The sequence below is a fragment of the Variovorax sp. 22077 genome (assembly GCF_052044195.1).
GTDB lineage: Bacteria > Pseudomonadota > Gammaproteobacteria > Burkholderiales > Burkholderiaceae_C > Variovorax > Variovorax atrisoli.
This window is the reverse complement of the sequence record NZ_JBQEQC010000003.1, coordinates 216,435-241,230: the sequence shown is the minus strand read 5'-3', so window position 1 is coordinate 241,230 and position 24,796 is coordinate 216,435. Positions and strand designations below refer to the sequence as shown.

The following is a 24,796-nucleotide window of genomic DNA, read 5'->3' as shown; positions in this document are numbered from 1 at the left end:
GATCGGCCGGCGTCAGGCGTTCTTGAAGTCGGGCTGGCGCTTGGTCAGGAAGGCGTCCATGCCTTCCTTCTGGTCCTGCGTGGCGAACAGCGCGTGGAACAGGCGGCGCTCGAACATCACGCCGTCGCTCAGGCCGCTCTCGAAGGCGCGGTTGACCGACTCCTTGGCCGCGATCACCGAGATCTGCGAGAAGCCGCAGATCACCAGCGCCGCGCCCAGCGCCTCGTCGGCGAGTTTCTCGAAGGGCACCACGCGGCTGACGAGGCCGGCGCGCTCGGCTTCGGCCGCGTCCATCATGCGTGCCGTGAGCACCATGTCCATGGCCTTGCTCTTGCCCACCGCGCGCGGCAGGCGCTGCGTGCCGCCGGCGCCGGGGATCACGCCGATCTTGATCTCTGGCTGGCCGAACTTGGCGTTGTCGGCCGCGATGATGAAGTCGCACATCATCGCCAGCTCGCAGCCGCCGCCCAGCGCGAAGCCGGCCACCGCGCCGATCACGGGCTTGCGGATCGAGCGGATGGTTTCCCAGTTGCGCGTGATGTAGTCGCCCTTGTAGGTGTCGATGAAGCTGTACTTGGCCATCGCCGCGATGTCGGCGCCGGCCGCGAAGGCGCGCTCGCTGCCCGTGAGGATGATGCAGCCGATGGCGTCGTCGGCATCGAAGGCCTTCAGGGCCTGGCCCAGCTCGGTCATGAGCGCGTCGTTCAGCGCGTTCAGGGCCTTGGGGCGGTTGAGGGTGATGATGCCGACCTTGCCTGCTTCGGTCCGCACTTCGATGTTTTCGTAGCTCATGGTGTCTCCGGGGGGAACGGGAAAGAGGAGGGAAAAACGCGCTTCACTATACCCAGCATGGCCGGCGGGGGCGCGGGGCATTGCCGGTTCCCATAGAGTGGCCGCCATGAACTCCAACTACGCCTTCCTGTTCGTCGCCATCGTGGCCGAGGTCGTCGCCACCAGTTTCCTCAAGGGCTCCAAGGGCTTCACGCGGCTGTGGCCCGCGCTGGCTGCGGTGGCGGGCTACGCGGTCGCGTTCTACTTCCTCTCGCTGACGCTGCGCACCGTGCCCACGGGCATCGCCTACGCGATCTGGTCCGGCGTGGGCATCGTGCTGATCTCGCTGGTGAGCTGGCTGTGGTTCGGCCAGAAGCTCGACGCGCCTGCGATCGCCGGGCTCGGGCTGATCATCGCGGGCGTGGTGGTAGTGAATGTGTTCTCGAAGTCGGTTGCCCATTGAGAGGCAAGGGTCGAGTGCTCCAATTGAGAATTGCTCTCATCTAGAATGCCCGCCATGGAGTTCCCGATGCAAGAACATGCCGTGTTGCTGCGGGCCTATGCCCGGGTGCAGGAGCGCTGCTCGCGCCTGCTGGTCGAGCAGGCCGCCCTCATCGAAAGGCTCGAAGCGCAGATCGTGCGGCTGCGCGGTGCCCTGGTGGCGCGGGATTCGGCGGTCGCCATCGTGCGCGAGGAACTCGCGGCGCGCGCCCTGGCCGGCAGCGCGCTGCCGAAGCGGCTGCACGCGCTGCTGGCGCCTGGCGGCAGGCGGCACCTGAAGCCGTCCGGCACGCCTGCGCCGGCCGACCTGCGCGAGAAGGCGGTGCTGTGCGTGGGCCAAGAGCAGGAGGCGCCGTCGTCGCTCGCGCGCCAGCTGGTGGAGATCGCCGGCGGCCGCTACCTGCATCACGACGGCGCCGACGATGCCGACGACGCCGCGCTCGAAGCCAGCCTGCGCGCGGCCGATCTCGTGATCTGCCAGACCGGCTGCGTCAGCCACGGCGCCTACTGGCGCGTGCAGGACCACTGCCGGCGCACCGGCAAGCCCTGCGTGCTGGTGGGGGAGCCCCAGCCGATGATGTTCGTGCGCCACCCGAAGACGGCGGAAAGCGCCTAGCTGCCGGCTAGCCGGCCAGCCAGCCCGTCACCTTGGCGGCATCGTGCGAGAACAGCCGCCAGGTGGTCGCGCCGGTGGGCAGCACGAGCGGCAGCCTGATGAGCTTGCGGTCGCGCGCCACGATGGCGGTGCACTTCGTCGCATCGCCCAGGTAGAGCGCCAGGTCGTCGAGCTTGGCGATGCGCCAGGCCTGGGCCGGCCGCTGCTGGCTCTTCCTGCCGGAGGCGGGCAGTTCGATGCCGATCCACTCGTCGTTCGCGGAGAAGCCGGCTTTCTCGGCAGCACCGCCGCGCAGCACCACCTTCACCTGCACGCCGCCGTTGGCCTCGGCCACGCGCAGGCCCAACGCCTGTGCCGGCTGCGAGGGGTCTTCCAGTGTGGCGACGCCATGCGAGCGCAGCAGCAGTGCCAGCGGAAGCTCCTCGGTCGAGTGCACCCAGCGCGCCAGCTCGGCCTTGTACGAGCGGCCGCCCACGGCTTCGAGCGCCGCCGCGATGTCCTGCTCGCTGATCGGCCCGCCCTCGCTGTGCTTCCACAGGTGGCGCATCACGTCGTCGAGCGTGCCCTTGCCTTCGTGGCGCAGCGTGAGGTCGAGGCACAGCGCCACCAGCGCGCCCTTGGTGTAGTAGCTCACCGTGCTGTTGGGCGTCTGCTCGTCCTGCCGGTAGTACTTGACCCAGGCATCGAAGCTCGCGTCGGCCACCGGCTGCACGAGCCTGCCCGGCGTCTGCACGACCTGGTTGATGGTCTTGTTGAGCAGGCGCAGGTAGGCCGCGTCGTCGATGCGACCGGCGCGCCGCAGCAGCAGGTCGTCGTAGTAGCTGGTGAAGCCCTCGAAGAACCACAGCAGCTGCGTGTAGTTCTCCTGGCTGTAGTCGTAGCGCGCGAACTCGGCCGGCCGCATGCGCTTGACGTTCCAGGTGTGGAAATACTCGTGGCTGATGAGGCCCAGCAGCGTGGTGTAGCCCTCGGGCTGCCTCTTCTTGTCGCCGCGCTGCGGCAGGTCGCGGCGGTTGCAGATCAGCGCGGTGGAATGCCGGTGCTCGAGGCCGCCGTAGCCGTCGTCGACCACGTTGAGCATGAACACGTAGCGGTCGATCGGCGGCTTCGGGCCGCCGCGCTTGCCGACCTTGTCGCCGTGCCAGAAGCGCATCTCGGCCTCGCAGATGGCCTTGGTGTCGGCGATGAGCCGGTCGCCGTCGAAGGAAGCCGCAGCGCCGGCCACCACGAAGCGGTGCGGCACGCCGCAGGCCTCGAAGTCGGCGCTCCAGAAGGCGCCCATCTCCACGGGGCTGTCGGCCAGCTCGTCATAGCCCGACGCGATGTAGCTGCCGAAGCCGTGCCTGTCGGCCTTCAGCGGCACGAGCGCGGTGGCGCACGACCAGCGCGCGCTGTCGTCGCCGACGTGCGCGGGCGCGACGATCTCCATCGCATGCGACGATTCGGTCTGCCCTTCGACGCGCAGGCACACGCTGGTGCCGTTGAAGAAGCCGCGTTCTGCGTCCAGCCAGGCGGTGCGCACCGAGTTGTCGTAGGCGCAGACCTGGTAGTTCAGCACCAGGGGCTGGCCGGGCGTGCATTCGACGAGCCAGCTGCACTTGTCGAGCTGCGTCAGCGCCGGCTTGCGGCGGCCCTGCGTGGCACGCAGGCCCTGCAGGTTCTTGGCGAACTCGCGAATCAGGTAGCTGCCCGGAATCCACACCGGCAGCGACACGCGCTGCTGCGCGGCAGGCGCGTCGATGGTGAGGGTGACGCCGAACAGATGCGCGTGCGGGTCGGCGCATTCGAGGCGGTAGTGCACGCCTGCCGCGTGCTGCGCTGAGGCCTTCGTCGCCATCAGCTGGACGACGCGGCGAGTTGCTTCTCGACCTGCTCCGCGGGAATGGCACCCGGCGTGCGCGTGCCGTCGCTGAAGATCAGCGTGGGCGTGCCGGTGATGTTGTACTTGCGGCCGAAGTCGACGTTGCGCTGCAGCGCGGTCACGTCGCAGCTCGCGGGCGCGGTGGCCGGGCGGGTGCTCGACTCCATCCAGTCGCTCCAGGCCTTGCCCTTGTCCTTGCTGCACCAGATGTCGCGCGACTTGACGTTCGAATCGGGGCCCAGCACCGGGTAGAGGAACAGGTACACGGTGACGTTGTCGACCGTCTTCATGTCCTTCTCGAAGCGCTTGCAGTAGCCGCAGTTCGGGTCCTCGAACACCGCGAGCTTGCGCTTGCCGTTGCCGCGCACGATCTTGATCGAGTCCTTCAGCGGCAGCTGGTCGAAGGCGACGGCGCTGAGCTTCTCGACGCGCTCCTCGGTGAGGTTCTTGCGCGCCTTCACGTCGATCAGGTTGCCCTGGAAGAGGTAGTTGCCCTGCTCGTCGGTGTAGAAGATCTGCGAGCCGTTCACGCGTACTTCGTACACGCCCGGGATCGGCGACTTCGACACCTCGTCGATGGCCGGGAACTGCGGAATGCGCGCCGGCAGGTTCTTGCGGATCTCGGCCTCGCCTGCGGTGGCGGCCACGACCGCGCCGAGCGTGCAGGCGGCGAGGAGAAGGTTGCGTACGAATGTCATCGGGTGTCCGTTGGTTCGGTCGGAGTTCGGTCGGATGTCGTCTGAGGAGATGGGCCTCAGGCCTTCAGGCCCATGGCCTGCGCGGTGATCCAGTGCTTGACGAGGCGCGTGCGGTCGAAGCCGCGCATGCCCCAGTTGCGCAGCGCCTGCAGCGGGCCCAGGTTGTGCGCGAAGAGCTGCTGCAGCCCGTCGGTCGCCAGGCTCATCTGCAGCACGTCGGCGCGGCGGGCGCGTTCGTAGCGGCGCAGCAGGCGCGCGTCGCCCACGCTGCGCCAGTAGTCGCGGTTCTTGATCACGTCGGCCAGTTCGGCCGCGTCGGCCAGGCCCAGGTTCAGGCCCTGGCCGGCCAGCGGATGCACCGTGTGGGCCGCGTCCCCCGCCAGCGCCCAGGAGCGGCCGGGCTGCCCGGGCATGGTGCCGGTCCAGCGGTCGGCGATGGCGCGGGCCAGCGGCCAGGCGGCGCGCTCGCTGGTGAGCCGGAGCGCGCCGAGCGCGTTGTGGCTGGCTTCGGTGACCGCGGCGGCGAACTCCTCGTCGCCCTGGGCGAGCAGGTCCGGTGCGCGCAGCTGGTCGGCCGACCACACCAGCGCGACCGTCTTGCCGTGCGTGCCGTCCAGCGGCAGCAGCGCGAGCACCTCGCCCTTGTCGTTGAACCACTGGCGTGCGATGCCGTCGTGCGACTGGGCGGCTTCCAGCCGCGCCGCGATCGCGTGCTGCGGATAGCGCGTGACCTCGTAGCTCACGCCGAGAGCTTCGCGCGTAGTGCTGGACTTGCCTTCGCACACCACGGTCAGCGGCGCGGCCACGGGCTCGTTCACCACTTCGATCTGGGGCTGGAAGCGCACCGCGTCGGCCAGCTGCTTTTCGAGCGCGGGCACGTCGACGATCCAGGCCAGCGCCTCGACCTTCTGGCGCGCGGCGCTGAACTGCACCCGGCCGCCTTCGTCGCCATGCACCAGCATTTCGCGCACGGCCGTGGCGTGGGCCGCATCGGGCCAGGCGCGCAGCGATTCGAGCAGCGCGCGGGAGGCGGAATTGAGCGCGTAGGCGCGGATGTCTTCCTTGCCCTGCGCGGCCGGCGGCACCACCAGCGCGACGCGGACCCGCTCGCGGGCGAGCAGCAGGGCCAGCGTACGGCCGACGATGCCGGCGCCGCGAATGCAAACTTCTGGAGGGAGGGCCATCGAGGGATTGTATGGATTACGCCAAGGATCAGGTCCGCCCCCAGGCTTCGCGCACTTCGTGTCGCTTCGCCAACCCCCTCGCGGGGGCGATACCAGCGGCCCGGCAGAGCCGGTTCCGTGGTATCCCTGGAAGGGGGCGGGGATTCTTCGGGAGCTGCGGGACAATCGCGGCCGAATTTCAAGGAAACCCCACCGTGTCCCAGCCCGCCTTCGATCTCCAGGCCACCATCTCGCGCCTGTTCGTCTACCCAGTGAAATCCTGCGCCGGCGTCGAGCTTCCCGAGATGCTGCTGACCGAGACGGGGCTGGAGTTCGACCGTGCCTGGATGGTGGTCGATGCGCAGGGCGAGTTCGTCACCCAGCGGCAGCTGCCGCGCATGGCGCTGATCAAGCCGCAGATGAAGCACACCGAGGTGGTGTTGCGCGCGCCCGGCATGCTGGCGCTGCACCTGGCCTTCGACCGGGTCGAGAAGCCGGTGCGGGTGCGCGTGTGGAAGGACGAGGTGGCTGCCTACGACATGGGCGACATCGCCGCGCAGTGGTTCAGCGACTTCCTCTCCGAGCCCGGCAAGCCGCAGACCCTGCGCCTGGTGCGCTTCGACCCCGAGCACAGGCGCCTGTCGAGCATGAAGTGGACCGACGGCGTCGAGGCGCAGACGCAGTTCGCCGACGGCTACGCGCTGCTGGTGGCGAGCGAAGGCTCGCTGGCCGAGCTCAACGACCGCCTCGCGGCGCAGGGCCATGGGCCCGTGGGCATCGAGCGCTTCCGCCCGAACATCGTGCTCGCGGGCATCGAGTCGCATGACGAGGACCGCGTCGAGGCGCTGCACATCACCACCGGCGAGGGCGAGGCCGAACTGCGCCCCGTCAAGCCCTGCACGCGCTGCCCGATCCCCGACATCGACCCGGCCACCGCGCTGAGCAGCCCCGAAGTCGGCAACACGCTGCGCACCTACCGCGCCGACGCGCGCGTGGACGGCGGCATCACCTTCGGCATGAACTGCATCGTGATCCAGGGCGTGGAGCACACTCTCAAGGTGGGGCAGCAGGTGGGCGCGAATTACCGCTTCGAATAGCCGGCACAGGCTCTGCCTGTTTCAGGAATACAGCGGAACCGGCTTTGCCGGGCCGCAGGTATTGCCCGCTTGCAAGGGGGTGTGCGGCCACGCGAAGTGGGCAAGCCCGGGGGGGCGTCAGAACTTCACTCCGGCGACGAGGATGATGTTCGCGTAGGGCGTGCACTCGCCGGTGCGCACCATGGCGCGGGCCTTCACGGTGCAACGCTTGAATTCCTCGTGCGACACGGTCTGGGGCTCGATGCCCAGCGACTGCGGGTACCAGCCCGGCAGCTTCTTCTCATCGCCGGCCAGGGCCTCCTCGGCGATCACGATGCCTTCCACCTGCATCTCCGAGAGCACCGCCTGCAGCACCTCGCCGAGCGTCGGCACGCCGCGTGCCACGGCAAGGTCGATGCGGCGCGGGCCGTCGGGAATGGGCAGGCCGGCGTCGCCGAGCACGAGCATGTCGCCGTGGCCCAGCGAGGCGATCACGTGGGAGAGTTCGGCGTGCAGCAGGGCGGTGCGTTTCAAAGCTTGATCCAGTCGGGGGGCATGGGGCTGCGCAGCACGGCGTCGCGCTGCGGGATGGAGGGCTGGGCGCCGGGCTGCTGGATGCACAGCGCCGCGGCGCGGATGCCCAGGCGCACGGCCTCGTCGAAGCCCTGGCCTTCGCCCAGCGCGACGGCGAGCGCGCCCAGGAAGGTGTCGCCGGCGGCCGTGGTGTCGACCGCCTGCACCTGCGGCGCGGGATGGTGGCGTGCGCCGTCGGCATCGATGGCCACCGCGCCGCGCGCGCCCAGCGTGACGACCACGCGCGCGATGCCCCTGGCGCGCAGCGCCTGGCCGGCCCGTGCCGCCTCTTCGGGGCTGTCGGCGGACTGGCCGCACAGCGTCTGCGCCTCGATCTCGTTGACCACCAGCGTGTCGATCTTCGGCCACAGCGGCTCGGCGATGGCCTGCACCGGCGAAGGGTTCAGCAGCACCTTGCAGCCCGCCTCGTGCGCCACCGCGATGGCGCGCGCGACCTGGTCCAGCGGCGTCTCGAATTGCGCCACCAGGAAGGCGGCGCCCTGCACCTGCTGTTTCAGCGTGGCCTCGTCGGCCTCCAGCCGGGCGTTGGCGCCGGGGATCATCACGATGCGGTTCTGCCCGCTGTCTTCCACCAGGATCAGCGCGGTGCCAGTGGGCTCGCCCGCAACGGTGCGCAGGGAGGCGGTGTCGATGCCGTCGCGCTCCAGCGAATCGCGCAGGGCCTTGCCGTGCGCGTCGTCGCCGACGCAGCCGATCATCCGGACGCTGCCGCCTTCGCGCGCGCAGCTCACCGCCTGGTTGGCGCCCTTGCCGCCGGGAATGTCGGCGATCGAATGGCCCAGCAGGGTCTCGCCCGCGGCCGGCGCGTGCGGCACGCGCACGACCAGGTCCATGTTGAGGCTGCCGAACACCACGATGCGCGGTGCCGCGGCACGGCCATCGGTGCTGCTGCTGGAAGAAGGCTTCAGGCTCACGAGGTGCGGGACTTTCGGGTTTGCGGGGAGGGCGTTCCGGCGGCCGCCGGTGCGGGAGCGGGGGCTTCGCGGAAGCTCGCGTGGCGCGCGGTCGAGGCGCGCACGCACAGCTCGGGCTGCAGCACCACCTTGCGCGCATCGCGGCGCTTGCCGCCCACGCGCTCCAGCAGCATGTCGACCGCCAGCGCGCCGATGCGCTCCTTGGGCTGCGCGACGGTGGTGAGCGCGGGGCTGGTGTAGGCCGAGAGCTCGATGTCGTCGAAGCCGACGATCGAGAGCTCGTCGGGCACCCGCACGCCGCTCTCGTGCGCGGCGCGCAAGGCGCCGATGGCCATCAGGTCGTTGCAGACGAACACGGCCGAGGGCTTCTGCTCGGTGCGCAGGATGGCGTGCATCGCCTCGTAGCCGCCCTGGCTGGTGAAGCCGCCGCGCCACAGCAGCGAATCGGTGCTGGCGATGCCGGGCGCGGCACCGGCCTCGGCCAGCGCCATGCGCCAGCCCTCGATGCGCTGCTCGCTGGGCATCACGCCCACCGGGCCGCCGATGCAGGCGATGCGCTTGTGGCCCAGCGACAGCAGGTGCCGCACGGCGAGCAGGCCGCCTTGCATGTGGGCGGTCTCGACCAGGTCGCAGACGGGGTTGGCGATCTCGCGGTCGACCAGCACGGTCGGCACGCGCAGCCCGTTGAGCTGCTTCGCCAGGTCGTCGTCGCCGCTCTCGCCGGTCGACACCACGATCAGCCCGTCGATGCGGCGCTCGGCCAGCACCTGCAGGTAGACGCTCTGGCGCCGGGGCTCGTCGTCGGTGTTGCACAGCACCAGCGTGTAGCCGGCGCCGAAGCAGCGGTCTTCCACGATCCGCACGATCTCGGCGAAGTAGGGGTTCGAGCTGTTGGGAATGAGCATGCCCAGCGTCGATGTGGTGTTGCTCTTGAGGCTGCGCGCCATCGCGTTGGGCACGTAGCCCAGCTCGCGGATGGCGAGTTCCACCCGCTCGCGCACCTTGGCGCTCACGTGGCGCGTGTCGTTGACCACATGCGAGACGGTGGTGACCGACACCTCCGCCTTCAGCGCGACGTCCTTGATGGTGGCCATGGTTCTTTCCTGTTGCTGGATGGACGGGAGCCGATCAGGCCAGCCGGCGTTCCGCGCGGCGCTGGCGCAGCGTGTCGATGATCACCGCCACCACGATCACCGCGCCGGTGATGATCCGCTTGCTCGGCTCGCTGGCGCCCACCTGCGCGAGGCCGGCCTCGAGCACCGCGATGATCAGCACGCCGAAGAAGGTGTTGACGACCGAGCCGCGCCCGCCCATCAGGCTGGTGCCGCCGATCACCACGGCCGCGATCACCTGCAGCTCGATGCCCACACCCGCGTTCGGGTCGGCGGCCTCGAGGCGGGCGGACTGCATCAGGCCCGCGAGGCCGGCCAGCAGGCCGGTGACGGCGAACACGATGATGCGGATGGGCCGCGGATCGACGCCCGCCAGGCGCATCGCCTCCTCGTTGGTGCCGATGCCCACCACGTGGCGGCCGAACACGGTGCGCGTGAGCACCAGCTGCCCGATGACCACCAGCACCACCGCCAGCACGAAGGCGGCGGAGATGCCGCCGATCCACGGCGCGGCCAGGCCCGAGATGGCGTCGCCCACGTACTGCGTGCGCGAATCCGTCACGAGGTAGGCGCCTCCGCGCACCGCCTCCAGCATGCCCAGCGACACGATGAAGCTCGGCAGCCGCCAGGCCACCGACACCGCGCCCGTGACCGTGCCGCACACCAGGCCCGTGGCCAGTCCGAGCACGGCGGCCAGCGGCACCGAGAGCTTCCATTCGAGGATGGCGGCGGCGGTGACGGCGGCGCTGAGCGCCAGCACCGAGCCCACCGACAGGTCGATGCCCGCGATGATCAGCACGAAGGTCATGCCGACCGCCATCACGGCCAGCGCCGGGATCTCGTTGGCGATGGAGACGAAGGTCTCGCGTGTCAGGAAGTATTCGCTGAGCGAGCCGAAGAGGGCGATCATGCCCACGAGCACGATCGTCAGGCCCAGGTAGGTGCCGAGCTGGCCCTTGAGCGCGGAAGGCGCGGGCGGTGTATTGGATTTCGGGGAAGCGGCGTTCATGGTGTGTCGGCGGCGACCGGGGTCGGGTCGGAAACGGGGGATACCGTCGGCGGTTGGGCTGCTGGGTGTCCCGTGGCGTCGCTGAATGCCGCGGCCAGCAGCGATTGTTCGGTCCATTCTCCGCGCTCGAATACCGCGACCAGGCGGCCGGCGCTCATCACGCCGATGCGGTCGCACATGGCCATGAGTTCGCGCAGGTCGCTCGACACCATCAGCAGCGCCTTGCCGGCGTCGGTCATGCGGTCGAGTTCGGCATAGAGGTCGGCGCGCGCGCCGACGTCCACGCCGCGCGTGGGTTCGTCGAGCAGCAGCACCTTGCATTCGCGGTGCAGCCAGCGCGCGAACACCACCTTCTGCTGATTGCCGCCGCTGAGCGTGGCAACCGGCTGCTCGATGCTGCGCGAGCGGATGCGCAGCAGCTCCACCAGCTTGCGCGCGATGCTGCGCTCCTTGGCGCCGCGCAGCCAGCCGGCATGCGCGATCGCGCCCAGGTCGCTCAGCGTGGCGTTCACGCGGATCGATTGCGGCAGCAGCAGGCCCTGCGACTTGCGATCTTCGGTGACCAGGCCGATGCCTGCGCGGATCGCCTGCATCGGCGAGCGCCAGCCCTTGCGCACGTGGTGGGTGCTCTTGCCGTCGGCGTGCAGCGTGATCTCGCCGCGGTCGGCGCGGTCGGCGCCGAACAGCAGGCGCACCAGTTCGGTCCGGCCCGAGCCGACCAGGCCGGCCAGGCCCATGACTTCGCCCGCGCGCAGGTCGATGTTCACGTCGCGAACGACCTGCGCGCTGCCGATGCCGCGTGCGCTCAGCAGCACGGGGCCTGCCACGCGGCGGTCGCGGCCCTCGTGCTCGTGCACCGCGCGGCCGACCATGCGCTGTACCAGTTCGGATTCGCGCACGCCGGCCATGGGGCGCACGTCCACCAGTCGGCCGTCGCGCAGCACCGCCACGCGGTCGGCGATGCGCTGCAGTTCTTCCAGGCGGTGCGACACGTAGACGATCGCCACGCCGCGCGCCTTCAGCAGGTCGATCTGCTCGAAGAGGTGCGAGGTCTCGCGCGGGGTGAGCATGGCGGTGGGCTCGTCGAGCACCAGCACGCGCGTGTCGTCCTGCAGGTTGCGCGCGATCTCGACCATCTGCTGCTGGCCGATGCCCAGTCGCGCCACGGGCGTGGCCGGGTCGATGTTCTGCATGCCGATCTTGGCGAGCTGGCGCGCGGCCAGCTCGTGCAGCCTGGCCTTGCGAATCCAGCCGGTCTTGTTGGGCAGGCGGTCGAGCAGCAGGTTCTCGGCCACCGACAGCGTCGTGACGAGGCCGAGCTCCTGCATCACCATGCGAACGCCCAGGCGCTCGGCGTCGCGGCGCGAGGTGGGCGCGAAGGGCTTGCCGTCGAGCAGCATCTGGCCGCGCGTGGGCTGCACCAGGCCGCAGACGATCTTCGACAGCGTGCTCTTGCCGGCGCCGTTCTCGCCCGTGAGGGCCAGCACTTCGCCGGGGTTGAGCACGAGCGAGACGTCGTCCAGCACCGGCGCCGCATAGTCCTTGCCCATGGCGCTCAGCGAGAGCACGGGCGCGCCGGGATCGTTGTCAGCCATCGATAAACCTTATTCCGGAAACACCGCGGAACCGGCTTTGCCGGGCCGTCGGTGTTGCCCCCGGCAGGGGGTTGGCGAAGCGACACGAAGTGCGCAAAGCCTGGGGGCGAGCAACATTTACTTCGAGTCCTTGGTGACGAGCACCACGTCGGTCTTCACCTCGGCGGGCATGTCGGCCTGCTTCTTGCCCTCGGCCAGCGCCTTCAGCGCGGTCTCGATGCCGAACACGGCCTGCTTGGCGGCGAACTGGTCGGCCGTGGCGAGCACGCGGCCGTCCTTGAGCATCGGCTTGATGGCGCCGATGTTGTCGTAGCCGACCACCAGCACCTTGCCGGTCTTGCCGGCGGCCTTGACGGCAGCCACGGCGCCCAGGGCCATGCTGTCGTTGCCCGCGAGCAGCGCCTTCAGGTCGGGGTGCTCGCGCATCATGCCGGCGGCCACGGTGTTGCCCTTGTCGATTTCCCACTGGCCCGACTGCACGCCCACCACCGTCACGCCGGCGGCCTTCATCGCGTCCTGGTAGCCCAGCGTGCGCTGCTGCGCATTGAAGGTGGTCGACACGCCTTCGATGATGCCGACCTTGTCGCCCGCCTTCAGCTCCTTGGCGAGCGCATCGCCCACCAGCTTGGCGCCGGCGCGGTTGTCGGGGCCGACGAAGGGCACCTGAATGCCCTTTTCCTTCAGCGCGGCGGCGTCGAACTGGTTGTCGATGTTGACCACCAGGATGCCCTTGTCGATGGCCGCCTTCACGGCCGGCACCAGCGCCTTCGAATCGGCAGGCGCGATGACCAGCGCGTTGATCTTCTGCGCCACCATCTGCTCGACCATCTTGATCTGCGCGGCGGTGTCGGTCTCGTCCTTGATGCCGTTGGCCACCAGCGTGTACTTGGCGGCGTTGGCCTTCTGGTGCGCCTTGGCGCCGTCTTCCATGGTGCGGAAGAATTCGTTGGCCAGCGACTTCATGACCAGCGCGACCTTGGGCTTTTCCTGCGCGAGAACGGGCGTTCCGGCCATGGCGCCCAGCAGCGTCAGTGCGGCAGCGCTTTGCAGGGTACGGCGGGTGAACTTCATGGTGGTTGTCTCCTGGGATGGGTGGATCGAAACGGTGCGCCGGTCTTGGCCGGGGCGCCGATGTTAACTTACGGAAACGTTTGCGCAAACGTTTGCCGATCGGTGCTAACCCTGATCGCCGAGGGCTCGGCCGGCGGGCTGGAAGACCTGTCGGATGGGCATCGGGACATGCTCGCCTAAAATTGCCGGTTACCCAAGAGGACCTCCCATGAGTTTGCAATGCGGCATCGTCGGCCTGCCCAACGTCGGTAAATCCACCCTTTTCAATGCGCTGACCAAGGCCGGCATCGCGGCGGAAAACTATCCCTTCTGCACCATCGAGCCCAACGTGGGCGTGGTGGAAGTGCCCGACCCGCGCCTCGACCAGCTCGCCGAGATCGTCAAGCCCGAGCGCGTGGTGCCCGCCATCGTCGAGTTCGTCGACATCGCCGGCCTGGTGGCCGGCGCCAGCACCGGCGAAGGCCTGGGCAACAAGTTCCTGGCCCACATTCGCGAGACCGACGCCACCGTCAATGTGGTGCGCTGCTTCGACGACGACAACGTCGTCCACGTGGCCGGCAAGGTCGACCCGATCTCCGACATCGAGGTGATCCAGACCGAGCTGTGCCTGGCCGACCTCGCCACCGTCGAGAAGGCGCTGGCCCGCCACACCAAGGTGGCCCGCTCGGGCGACAAGGACGCGCAGAAGCTGGTCGGCCTGCTCGAGCGCTGCCAGACCGCGCTCAACGAGAACACGCCGGTGCGCGCGCTCGAGTTCACCAAGGAAGAGCGCCCGCTGATCAAGACCTTCTCGCTGATCACCGCCAAGCCCGCGATGTTCGTCGGCAACGTGTCCGAAGACGGCTTCGAGAACAACCCCTACCTCGACCGCCTGCGTGAATATGCCGCGAAGCAGGGCGCGCCCGTGGTCGCCATCTGCGCCAAGATCGAGGCCGACCTGGCCGAGATGGACGACGAGGACAAGAAGATGTTCCTCGCCGAGATCGGCCAGGAGGAGCCGGGCCTGAACCGCCTGATCCGCGCGGCCTTCAAGCTGCTGGGCCTGCAGACCTACTTCACCGCCGGCGTGAAGGAAGTGCGCGCCTGGACCATCCACATCGGCGACACCGGCCCCCAGGCGGCAGGCGTGATCCACGGCGACTTCGAGAAGGGCTACATCCGCGCCCAGACCATCGCCTTCGAGGACTACATCGCCTACAAGGGCGAGCAGGGCGCCAAGGACGCGGGGAAGATGCGCTCGGAAGGCAAGGAATACGTCGTGAAGGATGGCGACGTGATGAACTTCCTGTTCAGCTCCTGATTCCCGCCGGTGAGATGCCCCTCGGATGAGTCGTCCCAAGATCGTCATCATTGCGGGGCCCAATGGCGCGGGCAAGACCACCTTCGCCCGGGCTTTCCTTCCGCAGGAAGCGCAGGTTTCGCGCTTCATCAATGCCGACTTGATCGCTGCCGGGCTGTCTCCTTTCGCGCCGGAAGCAGAAGCGATCAAGGCCGGTCGGCTGATGCTCTATGAGATTGCGGGGTGTGTCCGTCGGCGAGAAAGCTTCGCCTTCGAAACGACCTTGTCGGGACTGGGCTATCTGCGCCATATCGGCGCCTGGAGAGCCTCGGGCTATCACGTGAGTCTTTTCTGTCATTGCCCACGGCAGAATTTGCAGTCGCGCGTGTGGCGGAACGTGTTCGCCAAGGCGGCCATCACATTCCTGAGGACGTGATTCGCCGCCGCTTCGCGTCTGGGCGCAGGAACTTCGACGACAGCTATCGCGGTGCGGTCGATGCCTGGGCTCTGTACGACAACTCCGGTGAAGAGCCGGCTCTCATCGAATGGGGAGAAGCGTCATGACCAATGAGCAGCTGTCGCAGGCTAAGGACAAGGACCTCGCCGGGTCGCTGATCGCGATCCGGCGCGCTGCCAGGGCGGCTCGGGAAGCGGCAGTACGCACCAACACCGCCATCGTGGTGCAGCGAGGCCAGAAGCCGGTTCGCATCACGGCAGAGGAGTTGCGCAAGGCCGGCGTGAAGTGAAGCCGCGGCAGCGGGTTGTTGGATAGACTCCGCGCGCCCCGTCTCTCCTCCCAAGGCCAGCCCCATGCTCACCGTCCACCACCTCAACAACTCCCGCTCGCAACGCGTGCTCTGGCTGCTCGAGGAGCTGGAGCTGCCCTACGAGGTCGTGCATTACCAGCGCGATCCGCAGACCATGTTGGCGCCCGCTTCGCTGCGGGCCGTTCATCCGCTGGGAAAGTCACCGGTCGTCACGACGGATGACGGACTCACGCTCGCCGAGTCGGGCGCGATCATCGAGACGGTGATCGAGCGCTACGGCAACGGCCGGCTCGCTCCAGTCGCGGGTTCGCCGGAGGCGGTGCGCTATCGCTACTGGCTGCATTTCGCGGAAGGCACGGCCATGTCTCCGCTGCTGCTGAAGCTGATCTTCGATCGCATCGAGACCGGCAAGATGCCTTTCTTCGCAAGGCCCGTGGCCAAGGCGATCGCGGCGAAGACGAAATCGGCGTTCATCCATCCGAACATCGCGAGCCACCTGAACTACATGGAGGCCGAGCTCGGCAGGAGCGAGTGGTTCGCAGGCGATGCGTTCACTGGCGCGGACATCCAGATGAGCTTCGTGGTCGAGGCAGCGCGGGCGCGCGGCGGGCTCGATGCGAAGCGGCCGAAGCTGATGGCATACCTGGAGCGCATCCATTCGCGTCCTGCGTACAAGCGTGCGCTGGAGCGCGGCGGTCCTTATGAGCTTCTGAACTGAGTCATCCTTCGCGAGAACCGCTTCGGAAAGGCGTCGGCGAAGCGACACGAACGAAGCGCTCGCAGTTCGGCGGTGAGCGACGACTACGACGGGAAGACGTGCAGCAGCGCGACAGTCATGGAGACATAGCGCAGGAATTTCCCGATCGCCATGTAGGCCACGCAGGGCCAGAACGGAAGCTTGAGCCAGCCGGCGACCGCGCACAGCGGATCGCCCACCAGCGGCAGCCAGCTCAGCAGGCAGGCCTTGGGGCCGAGCTTCTCGAGCCAGCCCAGAACACGCACATGATGTTTCGAGTGCGAGTATTTGTCGGCGACCTTGTGCGCGCCGTAGCCCATCCACCAGTCGACTGCGCCGCCGAGCGTGTTGCCCACGGTCGCGACTGCGATGGCGGGCCAGAACATGTCGGGATTGAGCTTGAGCAGGCCGAAGAGAAATGGCTCGGAGCCCACCGGCAGAAGCGTCGCCGAGACGAAGGCAGCCACGAACAGCGTGGAGAGTCCGTACTGCGGCAGTGCCAGCAGCGCAAGGAGAGAGTCGAGCCAGGCTTCCATAGGGTCGGCGCAGTATAGGCAGCGCAGGCACCGCCGACGCGTGGGAGAAAGCCCCGGCGCGCACCGGTATTTGTACGGGGTACCGAGGCGCAAATCGTTTCAGTCGCTGAAATGCGGCGTGGCTACAATCGTGCCTCATTTTTCAGCAGCCGAACGCGCAGCTCCCCCCCTTCCAAATGACCTTGCAGATCGGCAACCACACGCTGGAGAACCGCCTGTTCGTCGCGCCCATGGCCGGCGTGACGGACCGGCCCTTCCGCATGCTGTGCCGTGCGCTCGGCGCGGGGTACGCGGTCAGCGAGATGGTCACCTCGCGCAAGGAGCTCTGGGGTTCGCTCAAGACATCGCGGCGCGCCAACCACGACGGCGAGCCGGGCCCCATTGCGGTGCAGATCGCCGGCACCGACGCGGCCATGATGGCCGAGGCTGCGGTCTACAACATCGAGCGCGGCGCGCAGATCATCGACATCAACATGGGCTGCCCGGCCAAGAAGGTCTGCAACAAGTGGGCCGGCTCGGCGCTGATGCGCGACGAGCCGCTGGCGCTGGAGATCGTGCAGGCCGTGGTCGACGCGGCGCAGCCCTTCGGCGTGCCGGTCACGCTCAAGATGCGCACCGGCTGGAGCATGGAGCATCGCAACGCGGTGAAGCTGGCGCGCGACTTCGAATCGGCCGGCGTGCAGATGCTCACCGTGCACGGACGCACGCGCGAGCAGGGCTACAAGGGCTTCGCCGAGTACGACACCATCGCCGCCGTGAAGGCTGCCGTGCGCGTGCCGGTGGTGGCCAACGGCGACATCAATTCACCCGAGAAGGCGCGCGACGTGCTCGCGGCCACCGGCGCCGACGCCGTGATGGTCGGCCGCGCCGCGCAGGGGCGGCCGTGGATCTTCCGCGAGATCGCGCACTTCCTGGAGACCGGCACCCACCGCGCGCCGCCGCTGGTGGCGGAGGTGCGCCGCCTGCTGCTCGACCATCTGGTGGAGCACTATGCGCTCTATGGCGAATACAGCGGTGTGCGCACGGCGCGCAAGCACATCGGCTGGTACGTGCGCACGCTGCCCGACGGCGAGGTGTTCCGCGCACGCATGAACGCCATCGAGGACTGTGCCGAGCAGCTGCGCGCCGTCGGCGACTATTTCGACGGGCTGGCGGATCACATGGACCGCATGCCCGTGCAGCGCCCCGCGGACGACGACGCGCCGGGCGAAGAAGAGGAGACGGCCTGCACCGTCCATTGAGAGAGGAAAAGAAGAAGCAATGAGCAAGAAACACATCGAGGACTGCGTGCGCACCAGTCTGGACAGCTACTTCCGCGACCTGCGCGGCACCGAACCCGACGGCATGTACGAAATGCTCGTGCGCGTGGTGGAGAAACCCCTGCTCGATGTCGTGATGACGCGCGCCGAGGGCAATCAATCGAAGGCCGCGCAATGGCTGGGCCTGAACCGCAACACGCTTCGCAAGAAGCTGGTCGAACACAAACTCCTGAAATAAATAACTCCCCGGCATATCCAATGGCCCAGACCGCACTCATCTCCGTTTCCGACAAGACCGGCATCCTCGAATTCGCCCAGGCGCTGCACGCGCTGGGCATCAAGCTGCTGTCCACAGGCGGCACCGCCAAGCTGCTCGCCGATGCGGGCCTGCCCGTCACCGAGGTGGCCGACCACACCGGCTTTCCCGAAATGCTCGACGGCCGCGTGAAGACGCTGCATCCGAAGATCCACGGCGGCCTGCTCGCGCGCCGCGACCTGCCCGCGCACGTGGCCGCCATCCAGCAGCACGGCATCGACACCATCGACCTGCTGGTGGTCAACCTGTACCCGTTCGAGGCCACGGTGGCCAAGCCCGGCTGCACGCTGGAAGACGCGATCGAGAACATCGACATCGGCGGTCCGGCCATGGTGCGCAGCGCGGCCAAGAACTGGAAGGACGTGGGCGTGCTCACCGACTCCTCTCAGTACGCCGTGGCGCTGGCCGAACTCAAGGCCGACGGCAAGCTCAGCGACAAGACCAAGTTCGCGTTCTCGGTGGCCGCGTTCAACCGCATCGCCGACTACGACGGCGCGATCAGCGACTACCTCTCGGCCATCGACTTCGACGCCAGCATCGGCCAGCCCGCGCCCAAGCGCTCGCTCTTCCCGGCGCAGAGCAACGGCCGCTTCGTGAAGGTGCAGGACCTGCGCTACGGCGAGAACCCGCACCAGCAGGCCGCCTTCTACCGCGACCTGCATCCCGCGCCCGGCTCGCTCGTTTCGGCCAAGCAGCTGCAGGGCAAGGAGCTGAGCTACAACAACATCGCCGACGCCGATGCGGCGTGGGAGTGCGTGAAGAGCTTCGACGTGCCCGCCTGCGTGATCGTGAAGCACGCCAACCCCTGTGGCGTGGCCATCGGCAAGGACGCGGCCGAGGCTTACTCCAAGGCCTTCAAGACCGATCCGACCTCGGCCTTCGGCGGCATCATCGCCTTCAACCGTCCGGTGGACGGCCCGACCGCGCAGGAGATCGCCAAGCAGTTCGTCGAGGTGCTGATGGCACCGGGCTACACGCCCGAGGCGCTCGAGGTGTTCCAGGCCACCAAGGCCAAGCTCAACGTGCGCGTGCTCGAGATCGCGCTGCCCAAGGGCGGCGCCACCGACTGGGACAACGGTCGCAACGCCATGGACGTCAAGCGCGTCGGCTCGGGCCTGCTGATCCAGACGGCCGACAACCACGAGCTCGCCGCCACCGACCTCAAGGTGGTCAGCAAGAAGCAGCCCACGCCGCAGCAATTGCAAGACCTGCTGTTCGCATGGAAGGTCGCCAAGTACGTGAAGAGCAACGCGATCGTGTTCTGCGCCAACGGCATGACCATGGGCGTGGGTGCCGGCCAGATGAGCCGCCTCGATTCGGCGCGCATCGCCAGCATCAAGGCCGAGCACGCGGGCCTGTCGCTGAAGGACACGGCCGTGGCCAGCGACGCCTTCTTCCCGTTCCGCGACGGCCTCGACGTGGTGGTGGACGCGGGCGCGAGCTGCGTGATCCAGCCGGGCGGCTCGATGCGCGACCAGGAGGTCATCGACGCTGCCGACGAGCGCGGCGTGGTGATGGTGCTGTCGGGCGTGCGGCACTTCCGCCACTGATTCGCCACTGATCGATCGGCGCCCGTTCCAGGGCGCGGCCGGGCCGTTCGCTAGCTCTTCCCTGGCGCGCGCGACTCGGCCTTTTTCTTTTGGGGCGATGCTGTCGTTTCGGCGCTGGACTCCGCCGCGCCCGCGAGCAGCGACATGAAGAAATCCAGCGTGCCCGCCATCGTCTTGGCGGTCGACTGGCGCGAAAGGCTCCATTCCGGAAAGTGTCCGTCCACGGCCATGCGCGCCAAGCCGTAGACCAGTGCGCGCGCGGCGATCTGCGCGTGCGCGGCGTCGGCGGCATTCGTCGTGCCGCCGCCTTGCGCGAATGCCTCGTCGAAGAGCTTGCGCATCTGCGTGCGGATCTTTTCGTTGTCGCTGCGCAGCGTCGGCGAATCGTCGTAGTCGATCAGCGAGCGTTCGCTGATGACGCGAAAGTGCGTCGGGTTCGCGCGCGCCCATTCGATGTAGGCATGGCCGATGGCGCCGAAGCGCGCCAACGGCGGCGCTTCGGACGCGGCCGCCACGGCTTCCTCCACGTGTGTGCGCAGCCGCTGTGTCGCCTGCTCGGCCACGGCCGTCAGCAGCGCGGTCTTGGTCGCGAAATGACGGAACGGCGCGCCCGGCGACACGCCCGCGCGCTTGGCCGCTTCGCGCACGCTGAGCTTGTCGAGGCCGTCGCGCTCGATCAGCTCGACGGCCGCCTCGATCAGCGCCTCGCGCAGGTTGCCGTGGTGATAGGCGCGGGGTTCGGGAGCGGGCGGAGAGGGGGAGCGAGTGGCCATGGGGATGGAGCTTGCTGCATTCAATGTAAGCGCTGCTTATTTTGCGCTAGACTGCGCCCTGCCGCGATGTATGCATTGATTACATGCGCGGTATCCGAAACATTTCCATCCATCGTTCCAACTGGAGCTCTCATGCATATCCGTCTTGCTTTTCTGTTCGCCGCGGCCCTTTGGGCGGGCGCGGCATCGGCCCAGGAGTCCGCACCGACATTGCAGATCGTCTGGCCGCCCGAAGGGGCTGTCGTGCAACTGGGCAGCGATGCCGAGCGCTCCATCGGCGTGGTCGTGCAGAGCAACTACAGGCTGCTCGCCGCCGGCCAATGCGGCGGCGACAAGCGCTGTGGCCACATCCACATGAAGATCGATCCCGAAGGCGACAGCTGCAACCTGCCGGGCCGTCCCTACAACAGCATGAACAGCGACTTCGGCGGAGAGCTGATCAAGGCGCGCTTCGGTCCATGCCCGTCGCCGACGGGAGAGCACGTGATCGGCATCCTGCTGGCCGACGACCAGCACAAGCCTGTCCTGGTGGACGGCAAGCCGGTGACCAGGCTCGTGAAAGTCACGACCCGATAGACAAGCCGAAGGCCGGCTTACTCGTGCGTGCCGAAGCGGTACTTCAGCTGGAAGGTGACCGCGCCGTACAGCCGGTTCTTGATCGTCGGTACGTAGGCGATGTTGAGGCCCCAGTTCTTGCGCTCGATGGCGGCCACCGGAAGGATGGCGGGGAACCAGTTGCCGTTGCGGTAGTTGGGGTAGCCGTCGAAGCCGCCGACCACCGCGCCGAACTTCACGCCGTAGAACTCGAAGGGCAGCGCATACAGCCCCACATAGTTCGACTGCCGGCGGTCGCTGTTGCGGAAGGTGCCCGCGGTGACGCGGAAGGTGTCGTTCAGCGGGTACTCGAAGCCCAGCCCCTGGTTGACGTTCTCCAGGCCCTTGCCGCTGTCGAAATGCGCCGAGTAGAAGCCGGGGTTGATCCAGATGTTCTTCGGATCGAAGGACGAGTCCTGCGCCGCTGCGAAGCCGGGAATGAGAAGAGCGATGCTCAGGGCCGGCAGCGTGCGCAGGGAGTTCATGGTGGCTAGGGTGTGCTGAAGATTTGTCGTGCGGCTTCGATGGTGGCGGCGATGTCCTCGTCGCTGTGTGCCGCGCTCACGAAGCCTGCTTCGTAAAGCGCGGGCGCAATATACACGCCGCGATCCAGCAGACCATGAAACAACGCATTGAACTTGGCGTTGTCGGTTGTCATCACGGTGGCATAGTTCTGCGGCAGGTCCCTCATCAGGAAGAAGCCGAACATGCCGCCTTCGCTGTCGGCGCTGAAGGGCTGGCCTTCGGCCGCCGCGGCAGCCTTGAGCCCGTCGACGAGCGAGCGCGTCTTCTTGCCGAGCGCTTCGTAGAAACCGGGCTTCGCGATCTCCTTCAGCGTGGCGAGGCCGCATGCCGTGGCCACCGGATTGCCCGACAGCGTGCCCGCCTGGTAGACCGGCCCCAGCGGCGCGAGCTGCTCCATGATCGCGCGGGGGCCGCCGAAGGCCGCGAGAGGCATGCCGCCGCCGATGACCTTGCCGAGCACCGTGAGGTCGGGCTTGATGCCCAGCACCCCCTGCGCGCCGTGCAGGCCCACGCGGAAGCCCGTCATCACCTCGTCGAAGACCAGCAGGGCGCCGTGCTGCGTGCAGAGCTCGCGGCAGCGGCGGGCGAACTCGGGCGTGGCGCGCACGAAGTTCATGTTGCCGGCGATCGCCTCGATCATCAGGCAGGCGATGTCCTTGCCGTGCAGCGCGAAGGCTTCTTCCAGCTGCTGCAGGTTGTTGTATTCGAGCACGATGGTGTGCTGCACCACCTCGGGCGGCACGCCGGCGGAGGTGGGATTGCCGAAGGTGGCGAGGCCGGAGCCGGCCTTCACGAGCAGCGCATCGGCATGGCCGTGGTAGCAGCCCTCGAACTTGACGATGCTCTTGCGGCCGGTGGCGCCGCGCGCCAGGCGCAGGGCGCTCATGGCCGCCTCGGTGCCCGAGCTCACGAGCCGCACCATTTCCATCGAAGGCACCAGCGCGAGGATGGCCTCGGCCAGCTCGACCTCGCGCTCGGTCGGCGCGCCGTACGAGAAGCCTTCGAGCACGGCCTTCTGCACTGCCTCGACCACGGCGGGGTGGCCGTGGCCCAGGATCATCGGGCCCCAGGAGCCGATGTAGTCGATGTAGCGCTTGTCGTTGGCGTCCCAGAAATAGGCGCCCTGGGCGCGCTGCACGAAGCGGGGCGTGCCGCCCACGGCCTTGAAGGCACGCACGGGCGAGTTCACGCCGCCGGGAATCACGGCGCGGGCGCGCTCGAAAAGAATGTCGTTGCGGTCGGTACTTGGCATCGGGACTCAGCAGAGGTTTTCAGTGGGAGCGGCCGCGCACGGCCGCCCGAAGCGGCCGGCGCGCCCCCGGCAGGGGCCGGCGAAGCGGCACGAAGTGCGCGCGGCCTGGGGGGCGAGCAGCATTTCAGTGGCGGGTGTCGTGTGGGGGGAGGGCGAAGTCGGGCGGGGCGTCCGGGTCCTCGTCGCCTTCCTCCTCGGGTTCGGGCTCGGCCCAGAAGAGGCGGTCGGGCAGCACGTGGCCCATGCCCGGGCGGAAGCCCGCGTCGAGGCAGCGGTCCATGTAGGCCAGGGCCTCGGTGGTTGCGGCGACCAGGTCGGCGCCGCTGGCGAGCAGGGCGGCCAGCGCGGCCGAGAGGGTGTCGCCCGCACCGGCGAAGACGGCCTCGAGCCGCTCGTACTTCTCGCTGGCGAGCACCGACTGCGGCGAGGCCAGCACGTTGTCGATGAACTGGTCGGGCAGCACCAGGCCGGTCACCAGCGTGTAGGGCACGCCGAACTCGCCTGCGGCCTTGGCGATGTCGCGCGCGCCGGGCGGACGATCGCCGTTCCAGTCCGGAAGCAGCCAGCGCCACAGCGTGCTGTGGTTTCCTACCAACACCGTCGTCTGGGGCAGGACGAGCTCGCGGAAAGCGTCGAGATAGGGCTCGATCAGGTTCTCGTCCCACCACGACAGGTTGGGCATGTAGGCCACCACGGGCACCTCCGGATAGTCGGCGGCGGTTTCCGCGATGGTGCTGAGCGCCTCGGTGGTTCCGGCGAAGCCGACCTTGATCAGCTGGACCTCCACGTCCTCCAGGATCGAGCGCGCCTGCTCGGCGATGGCCTCCTCGTCGAAGGGGAAGTGATCGAAAATCTCGGCCGTGTCGCGGGCGTAGGCGCCCGTGACGACCGGCAGGATGTGTGCGCCTACCGACCCCATGGCCAGGGCGTCCGCGCCAAGGCCGCCCGCGCCGCTGGGGTCGCTGGCGTTGAACACCAGCACGCAGGGCGGATTCAGGTCGTGCTCGGTCTGCTGGCCGGCATCCTGCGAGGGGTCGTTAAGATCGCCCGGTTTACGGGCGTTGTCTGCTGGAAGTAAGTAGATGGTCATACGCCGTGCGGAATCCCCTGGATGGTGGCATAGGCGCGACGTTTACAGTCTGCCAGAGAGATACGCATAGATACACTCGTTGCATTTAATGAACAAGGACTTTAAGCTCCGATGAATACGAAAACTTGGATGTGCCTGATTTGTGGGTGGATCTATGACGAAGCGGTTGGTGTACCGGAAGACGGCATCGCGGCAGGCACGGCCTGGGCCGACGTTCCGATGAACTGGACCTGTCCTGAGTGCGGTGCGCGCAAGGAAGACTTCGAAATGGTTGAAATCTGAAAGCATGGCATAGATAGAGCTACGCGGTCTGCGTCGGTGTTCGGCGCGGCGGGCTTCCAAGTCTCATGAGCAGGAGCGTTTGCAATGGGCCCGAATGGATCTGGTTACAAGGTGCTGGTCATCGACGACAGCAACACCATCCGGCGCAGTGCCGAGATTTTTCTGAAGCAGGGTGGGCATGAAGTTCTTCTCGCCGAGGACGGCTTCGACGCACTCTCCAAGGTCAACGACCACAAGCCGCACCTGATTTTCTGCGACATCCTGATGCCGCGTCTCGACGGCTACCAGACCTGCGCCATCATCAAGCGCAACGCCCACTTTTCCAACGTCCCGGTCGTCATGCTGTCTTCGAAAGACGGTGTATTCGACAAGGCACGCGGCCGCATGGTCGGTTCCCAGGACTACCTGACCAAGCCTTTCACCAAAGACCAGCTGCTGCAGGCCGTGCAGCAGTTTGGCACCGTTCAACAGGAAGCGCAGTAATGCCCATTCGAAAAATCCTCGTCGTCGACGACTCCAAGACGGAACTGGTGTTCCTGTCCGACCTCCTCCAGAAGAACGGCTTCGCCGTCAAGACGGCCGAGAACGCCGACGACGCCATGCGCCGCCTCGAGGAGGAGCACCCCGACCTGATCCTCATGGACGTGGTCATGCCCGGCCAGAACGGCTTCCAGCTCACGCGCGCCATCGCCCGCGACCCGAAGTACTCGGCGATCCCGATCATCCTGTGCACCAGCAAGAACCAGGAGACCGACCGCGTCTGGGGCATGCGCCAAGGCGCGCGCGACTACATCGTGAAGCCGGTCAACGCCGCCGACCTGATGTCCAAGATCAGCGCCCTGAACTGAGCGAAAGC

General features: G+C 67.8%; 28 protein-coding genes and 1 pseudogene. 14 read left to right on the top strand and 15 right to left on the bottom strand.

Translation table 11 applies throughout. The features are described 5' to 3' along the window. Nucleotides 1-12: 12 nt before the first annotated feature. On the bottom strand, nt 13-792 hold the full coding sequence (locus ACTJLF_RS05665; RefSeq protein ID WP_019656299.1) for an enoyl-CoA hydratase: 780 nt from the start codon (nt 790-792) through the stop codon (nt 13-15). A 106-nt stretch (nt 793-898) separates the two neighbouring features. Between ACTJLF_RS05665 and ACTJLF_RS05660 the strand changes: the two genes are divergently transcribed. After that, entirely contained in the window at nt 899-1,234 is a 336-nt protein-coding gene (locus ACTJLF_RS05660; RefSeq protein WP_440882656.1) for an SMR family transporter, read from the top strand. Nucleotides 1,235-1,300: 66 nt separating this feature from the next. Further along, nucleotides 1,301-1,888 (top strand): DUF2325 domain-containing protein, encoded by a 588-nt coding sequence (locus ACTJLF_RS05655; protein WP_354411871.1) that lies wholly within the window; start codon nt 1,301-1,303, stop codon nt 1,886-1,888. A gap of 7 nt (nt 1,889-1,895) precedes the next feature. Here the strand turns inward: ACTJLF_RS05655 and ACTJLF_RS05650 are convergent, their stop codons facing one another. From ACTJLF_RS05650 to ACTJLF_RS05640, 3 genes are read right to left on the bottom strand one after another with little or no spacing between them, the layout of a single operon-like run. Continuing rightward, on the bottom strand, nt 1,896-3,725 hold the full coding sequence (locus ACTJLF_RS05650) for a M61 family metallopeptidase (protein ID WP_440882655.1): 1,830 nt from the start codon (nt 3,723-3,725) through the stop codon (nt 1,896-1,898). Further along, nucleotides 3,725-4,447 (bottom strand): DsbC family protein, encoded by a 723-nt coding sequence (locus ACTJLF_RS05645; RefSeq protein ID WP_019656295.1) that lies wholly within the window; start codon nt 4,445-4,447, stop codon nt 3,725-3,727. The genes ACTJLF_RS05650 and ACTJLF_RS05645 overlap by 1 nt, the downstream gene beginning before the upstream one ends. Before the next feature lie 56 nt (nt 4,448-4,503). Then, nucleotides 4,504-5,631: an FAD-dependent monooxygenase gene (locus ACTJLF_RS05640; protein ID WP_416492061.1), complete on the bottom strand. Its 1,128-nt coding sequence runs from the start codon at nt 5,629-5,631 to the stop codon at nt 4,504-4,506. A 194-nt stretch (nt 5,632-5,825) separates the two neighbouring features. Between ACTJLF_RS05640 and ACTJLF_RS05635 the strand changes: the two genes are divergently transcribed. Then, nucleotides 5,826-6,707, top strand: coding sequence for an MOSC domain-containing protein (locus tag ACTJLF_RS05635; RefSeq protein ID WP_019656293.1), 882 nt, complete (start codon nt 5,826-5,828; stop codon nt 6,705-6,707). Nucleotides 6,708-6,824: 117 nt separating this feature from the next. Here ACTJLF_RS05635 and rbsD read toward each other — a convergent pair whose 3' ends face one another. The 6 genes from rbsD to ACTJLF_RS05605 form a co-directional block, all read right to left on the bottom strand. Then, the gene (rbsD, locus tag ACTJLF_RS05630) at nt 6,825-7,220 is read right to left on the bottom strand and encodes a D-ribose pyranase (protein ID WP_354425509.1); all 396 of its coding nucleotides are present in this window, start codon (nt 7,218-7,220) and stop codon (nt 6,825-6,827) included. Next, on the bottom strand, nt 7,217-8,194 hold the full coding sequence (rbsK, locus tag ACTJLF_RS05625) for a ribokinase (protein WP_019656291.1): 978 nt from the start codon (nt 8,192-8,194) through the stop codon (nt 7,217-7,219). The genes rbsD and rbsK overlap by 4 nt, the downstream gene beginning before the upstream one ends. After that, nucleotides 8,191-9,288: a LacI family DNA-binding transcriptional regulator gene (locus ACTJLF_RS05620; RefSeq protein ID WP_019656290.1), complete on the bottom strand. Its 1,098-nt coding sequence runs from the start codon at nt 9,286-9,288 to the stop codon at nt 8,191-8,193. Before ACTJLF_RS05620 ends, rbsK begins: the two co-directional genes overlap by 4 nt. A gap of 34 nt (nt 9,289-9,322) precedes the next feature. Then, on the bottom strand, nt 9,323-10,315 hold the full coding sequence (locus ACTJLF_RS05615) for an ABC transporter permease (RefSeq protein WP_132753510.1): 993 nt from the start codon (nt 10,313-10,315) through the stop codon (nt 9,323-9,325). Then, nucleotides 10,312-11,910: a sugar ABC transporter ATP-binding protein gene (locus tag ACTJLF_RS05610; protein ID WP_440882654.1), complete on the bottom strand. Its 1,599-nt coding sequence runs from the start codon at nt 11,908-11,910 to the stop codon at nt 10,312-10,314. Before ACTJLF_RS05610 ends, ACTJLF_RS05615 begins: the two co-directional genes overlap by 4 nt. Nucleotides 11,911-12,027: 117 nt before the next feature. Then, complete coding sequence (locus ACTJLF_RS05605) at nt 12,028-12,981, bottom strand: sugar ABC transporter substrate-binding protein (RefSeq protein ID WP_019656287.1); 954 nt, start codon at nt 12,979-12,981, stop codon at nt 12,028-12,030. Between the two features lie 208 nt (nt 12,982-13,189). Here ACTJLF_RS05605 and ychF point away from each other — a divergent pair, with 208 nt between their 5' ends. The 4 genes and pseudogenes from ychF (at nt 13,190) to ACTJLF_RS05585 (ending at nt 15,745) form a co-directional block, all read left to right on the top strand. Continuing rightward, complete coding sequence (gene ychF / locus ACTJLF_RS05600) at nt 13,190-14,281, top strand: redox-regulated ATPase YchF (protein WP_019656286.1); 1,092 nt, start codon at nt 13,190-13,192, stop codon at nt 14,279-14,281. Nucleotides 14,282-14,306: 25 nt separating this feature from the next. Further along, nucleotides 14,307-14,824 (top strand): annotated as a pseudogene (locus ACTJLF_RS05595) (AAA family ATPase). Continuing rightward, on the top strand, nt 14,821-15,006 hold the full coding sequence (locus tag ACTJLF_RS05590; RefSeq protein WP_440882653.1) for a hypothetical protein: 186 nt from the start codon (nt 14,821-14,823) through the stop codon (nt 15,004-15,006). The pseudogene ACTJLF_RS05595 and the gene ACTJLF_RS05590 overlap by 4 nt, the downstream one beginning before the upstream one ends. Nucleotides 15,007-15,070: 64 nt before the next feature. Next, nucleotides 15,071-15,745, top strand: coding sequence for a glutathione S-transferase (locus ACTJLF_RS05585; protein ID WP_019656283.1), 675 nt, complete (start codon nt 15,071-15,073; stop codon nt 15,743-15,745). A gap of 83 nt (nt 15,746-15,828) precedes the next feature. On the opposite strand, the gene ACTJLF_RS05580 is transcribed toward ACTJLF_RS05585, so the two are convergent. After that, nucleotides 15,829-16,299: a YqaA family protein gene (locus ACTJLF_RS05580; protein ID WP_019656282.1), complete on the bottom strand. Its 471-nt coding sequence runs from the start codon at nt 16,297-16,299 to the stop codon at nt 15,829-15,831. A 176-nt stretch (nt 16,300-16,475) separates the two neighbouring features. Here ACTJLF_RS05580 and dusB point away from each other — a divergent pair, with 176 nt between their 5' ends. The 3 genes from dusB to purH are packed head-to-tail and all read left to right on the top strand — an operon-like array spanning nt 16,476 to nt 19,424. Then, nucleotides 16,476-17,540: a tRNA dihydrouridine synthase DusB gene (dusB, locus tag ACTJLF_RS05575; RefSeq protein WP_354325559.1), complete on the top strand. Its 1,065-nt coding sequence runs from the start codon at nt 16,476-16,478 to the stop codon at nt 17,538-17,540. 19 nt (nt 17,541-17,559) lie between these two features. After that, nucleotides 17,560-17,796 carry a Fis family transcriptional regulator gene (locus tag ACTJLF_RS05570; RefSeq protein WP_007838304.1) on the top strand — a complete coding sequence of 79 codons (237 nt, stop codon included), beginning with the start codon at nt 17,560-17,562 and terminating at the stop codon, nt 17,794-17,796. Between the two features lie 20 nt (nt 17,797-17,816). Next, complete coding sequence (gene purH, locus ACTJLF_RS05565) at nt 17,817-19,424, top strand: bifunctional phosphoribosylaminoimidazolecarboxamide formyltransferase/IMP cyclohydrolase (RefSeq protein WP_019656280.1); 1,608 nt, start codon at nt 17,817-17,819, stop codon at nt 19,422-19,424. Nucleotides 19,425-19,474: 50 nt separating this feature from the next. On the opposite strand, the gene ACTJLF_RS05560 is transcribed toward purH, so the two are convergent. Next, entirely contained in the window at nt 19,475-20,197 is a 723-nt protein-coding gene (locus tag ACTJLF_RS05560; protein WP_440882652.1) for a TetR/AcrR family transcriptional regulator, read from the bottom strand. A 132-nt stretch (nt 20,198-20,329) separates the two neighbouring features. Between ACTJLF_RS05560 and ACTJLF_RS05555 the strand changes: the two genes are divergently transcribed. Further along, nucleotides 20,330-20,773 (top strand): hypothetical protein, encoded by a 444-nt coding sequence (locus ACTJLF_RS05555; RefSeq protein WP_026346545.1) that lies wholly within the window; start codon nt 20,330-20,332, stop codon nt 20,771-20,773. A gap of 17 nt (nt 20,774-20,790) precedes the next feature. Here ACTJLF_RS05555 and ACTJLF_RS05550 read toward each other — a convergent pair whose 3' ends face one another. The 3 genes from ACTJLF_RS05550 to thiD form a co-directional block, all read right to left on the bottom strand. Then, the gene (locus ACTJLF_RS05550; protein ID WP_440882651.1) at nt 20,791-21,276 is read right to left on the bottom strand and encodes a hypothetical protein; all 486 of its coding nucleotides are present in this window, start codon (nt 21,274-21,276) and stop codon (nt 20,791-20,793) included. Nucleotides 21,277-21,281: 5 nt separating this feature from the next. Beyond that, a complete protein-coding gene (gene hemL, locus ACTJLF_RS05545; protein ID WP_440882650.1) occupies nt 21,282-22,568 on the bottom strand; it encodes a glutamate-1-semialdehyde 2,1-aminomutase in 1,287 nt (428 codons plus the stop codon). 124 nt (nt 22,569-22,692) lie between these two features. Further along, nucleotides 22,693-23,658, bottom strand: a complete 966-nt coding sequence (thiD, locus tag ACTJLF_RS05540; RefSeq protein WP_184607049.1) for a bifunctional hydroxymethylpyrimidine kinase/phosphomethylpyrimidine kinase — start codon at nt 23,656-23,658, stop codon at nt 22,693-22,695. Nucleotides 23,659-23,769: 111 nt separating this feature from the next. Here thiD and ACTJLF_RS05535 point away from each other — a divergent pair, with 111 nt between their 5' ends. The 3 genes from ACTJLF_RS05535 (at nt 23,770) to ACTJLF_RS05525 (ending at nt 24,788) form a co-directional block, all read left to right on the top strand. After that, on the top strand, nt 23,770-23,940 hold the full coding sequence (locus ACTJLF_RS05535) for a rubredoxin (protein ID WP_007838397.1): 171 nt from the start codon (nt 23,770-23,772) through the stop codon (nt 23,938-23,940). Nucleotides 23,941-24,024: 84 nt separating this feature from the next. Beyond that, complete coding sequence (locus tag ACTJLF_RS05530; RefSeq protein ID WP_019656274.1) at nt 24,025-24,423, top strand: response regulator; 399 nt, start codon at nt 24,025-24,027, stop codon at nt 24,421-24,423. Then, nucleotides 24,423-24,788 carry a response regulator transcription factor gene (locus ACTJLF_RS05525; RefSeq protein WP_019656273.1) on the top strand — a complete coding sequence of 122 codons (366 nt, stop codon included), beginning with the start codon at nt 24,423-24,425 and terminating at the stop codon, nt 24,786-24,788. Before ACTJLF_RS05530 ends, ACTJLF_RS05525 begins: the two co-directional genes overlap by 1 nt. Nucleotides 24,789-24,796: the final 8 nt, after the last annotated feature.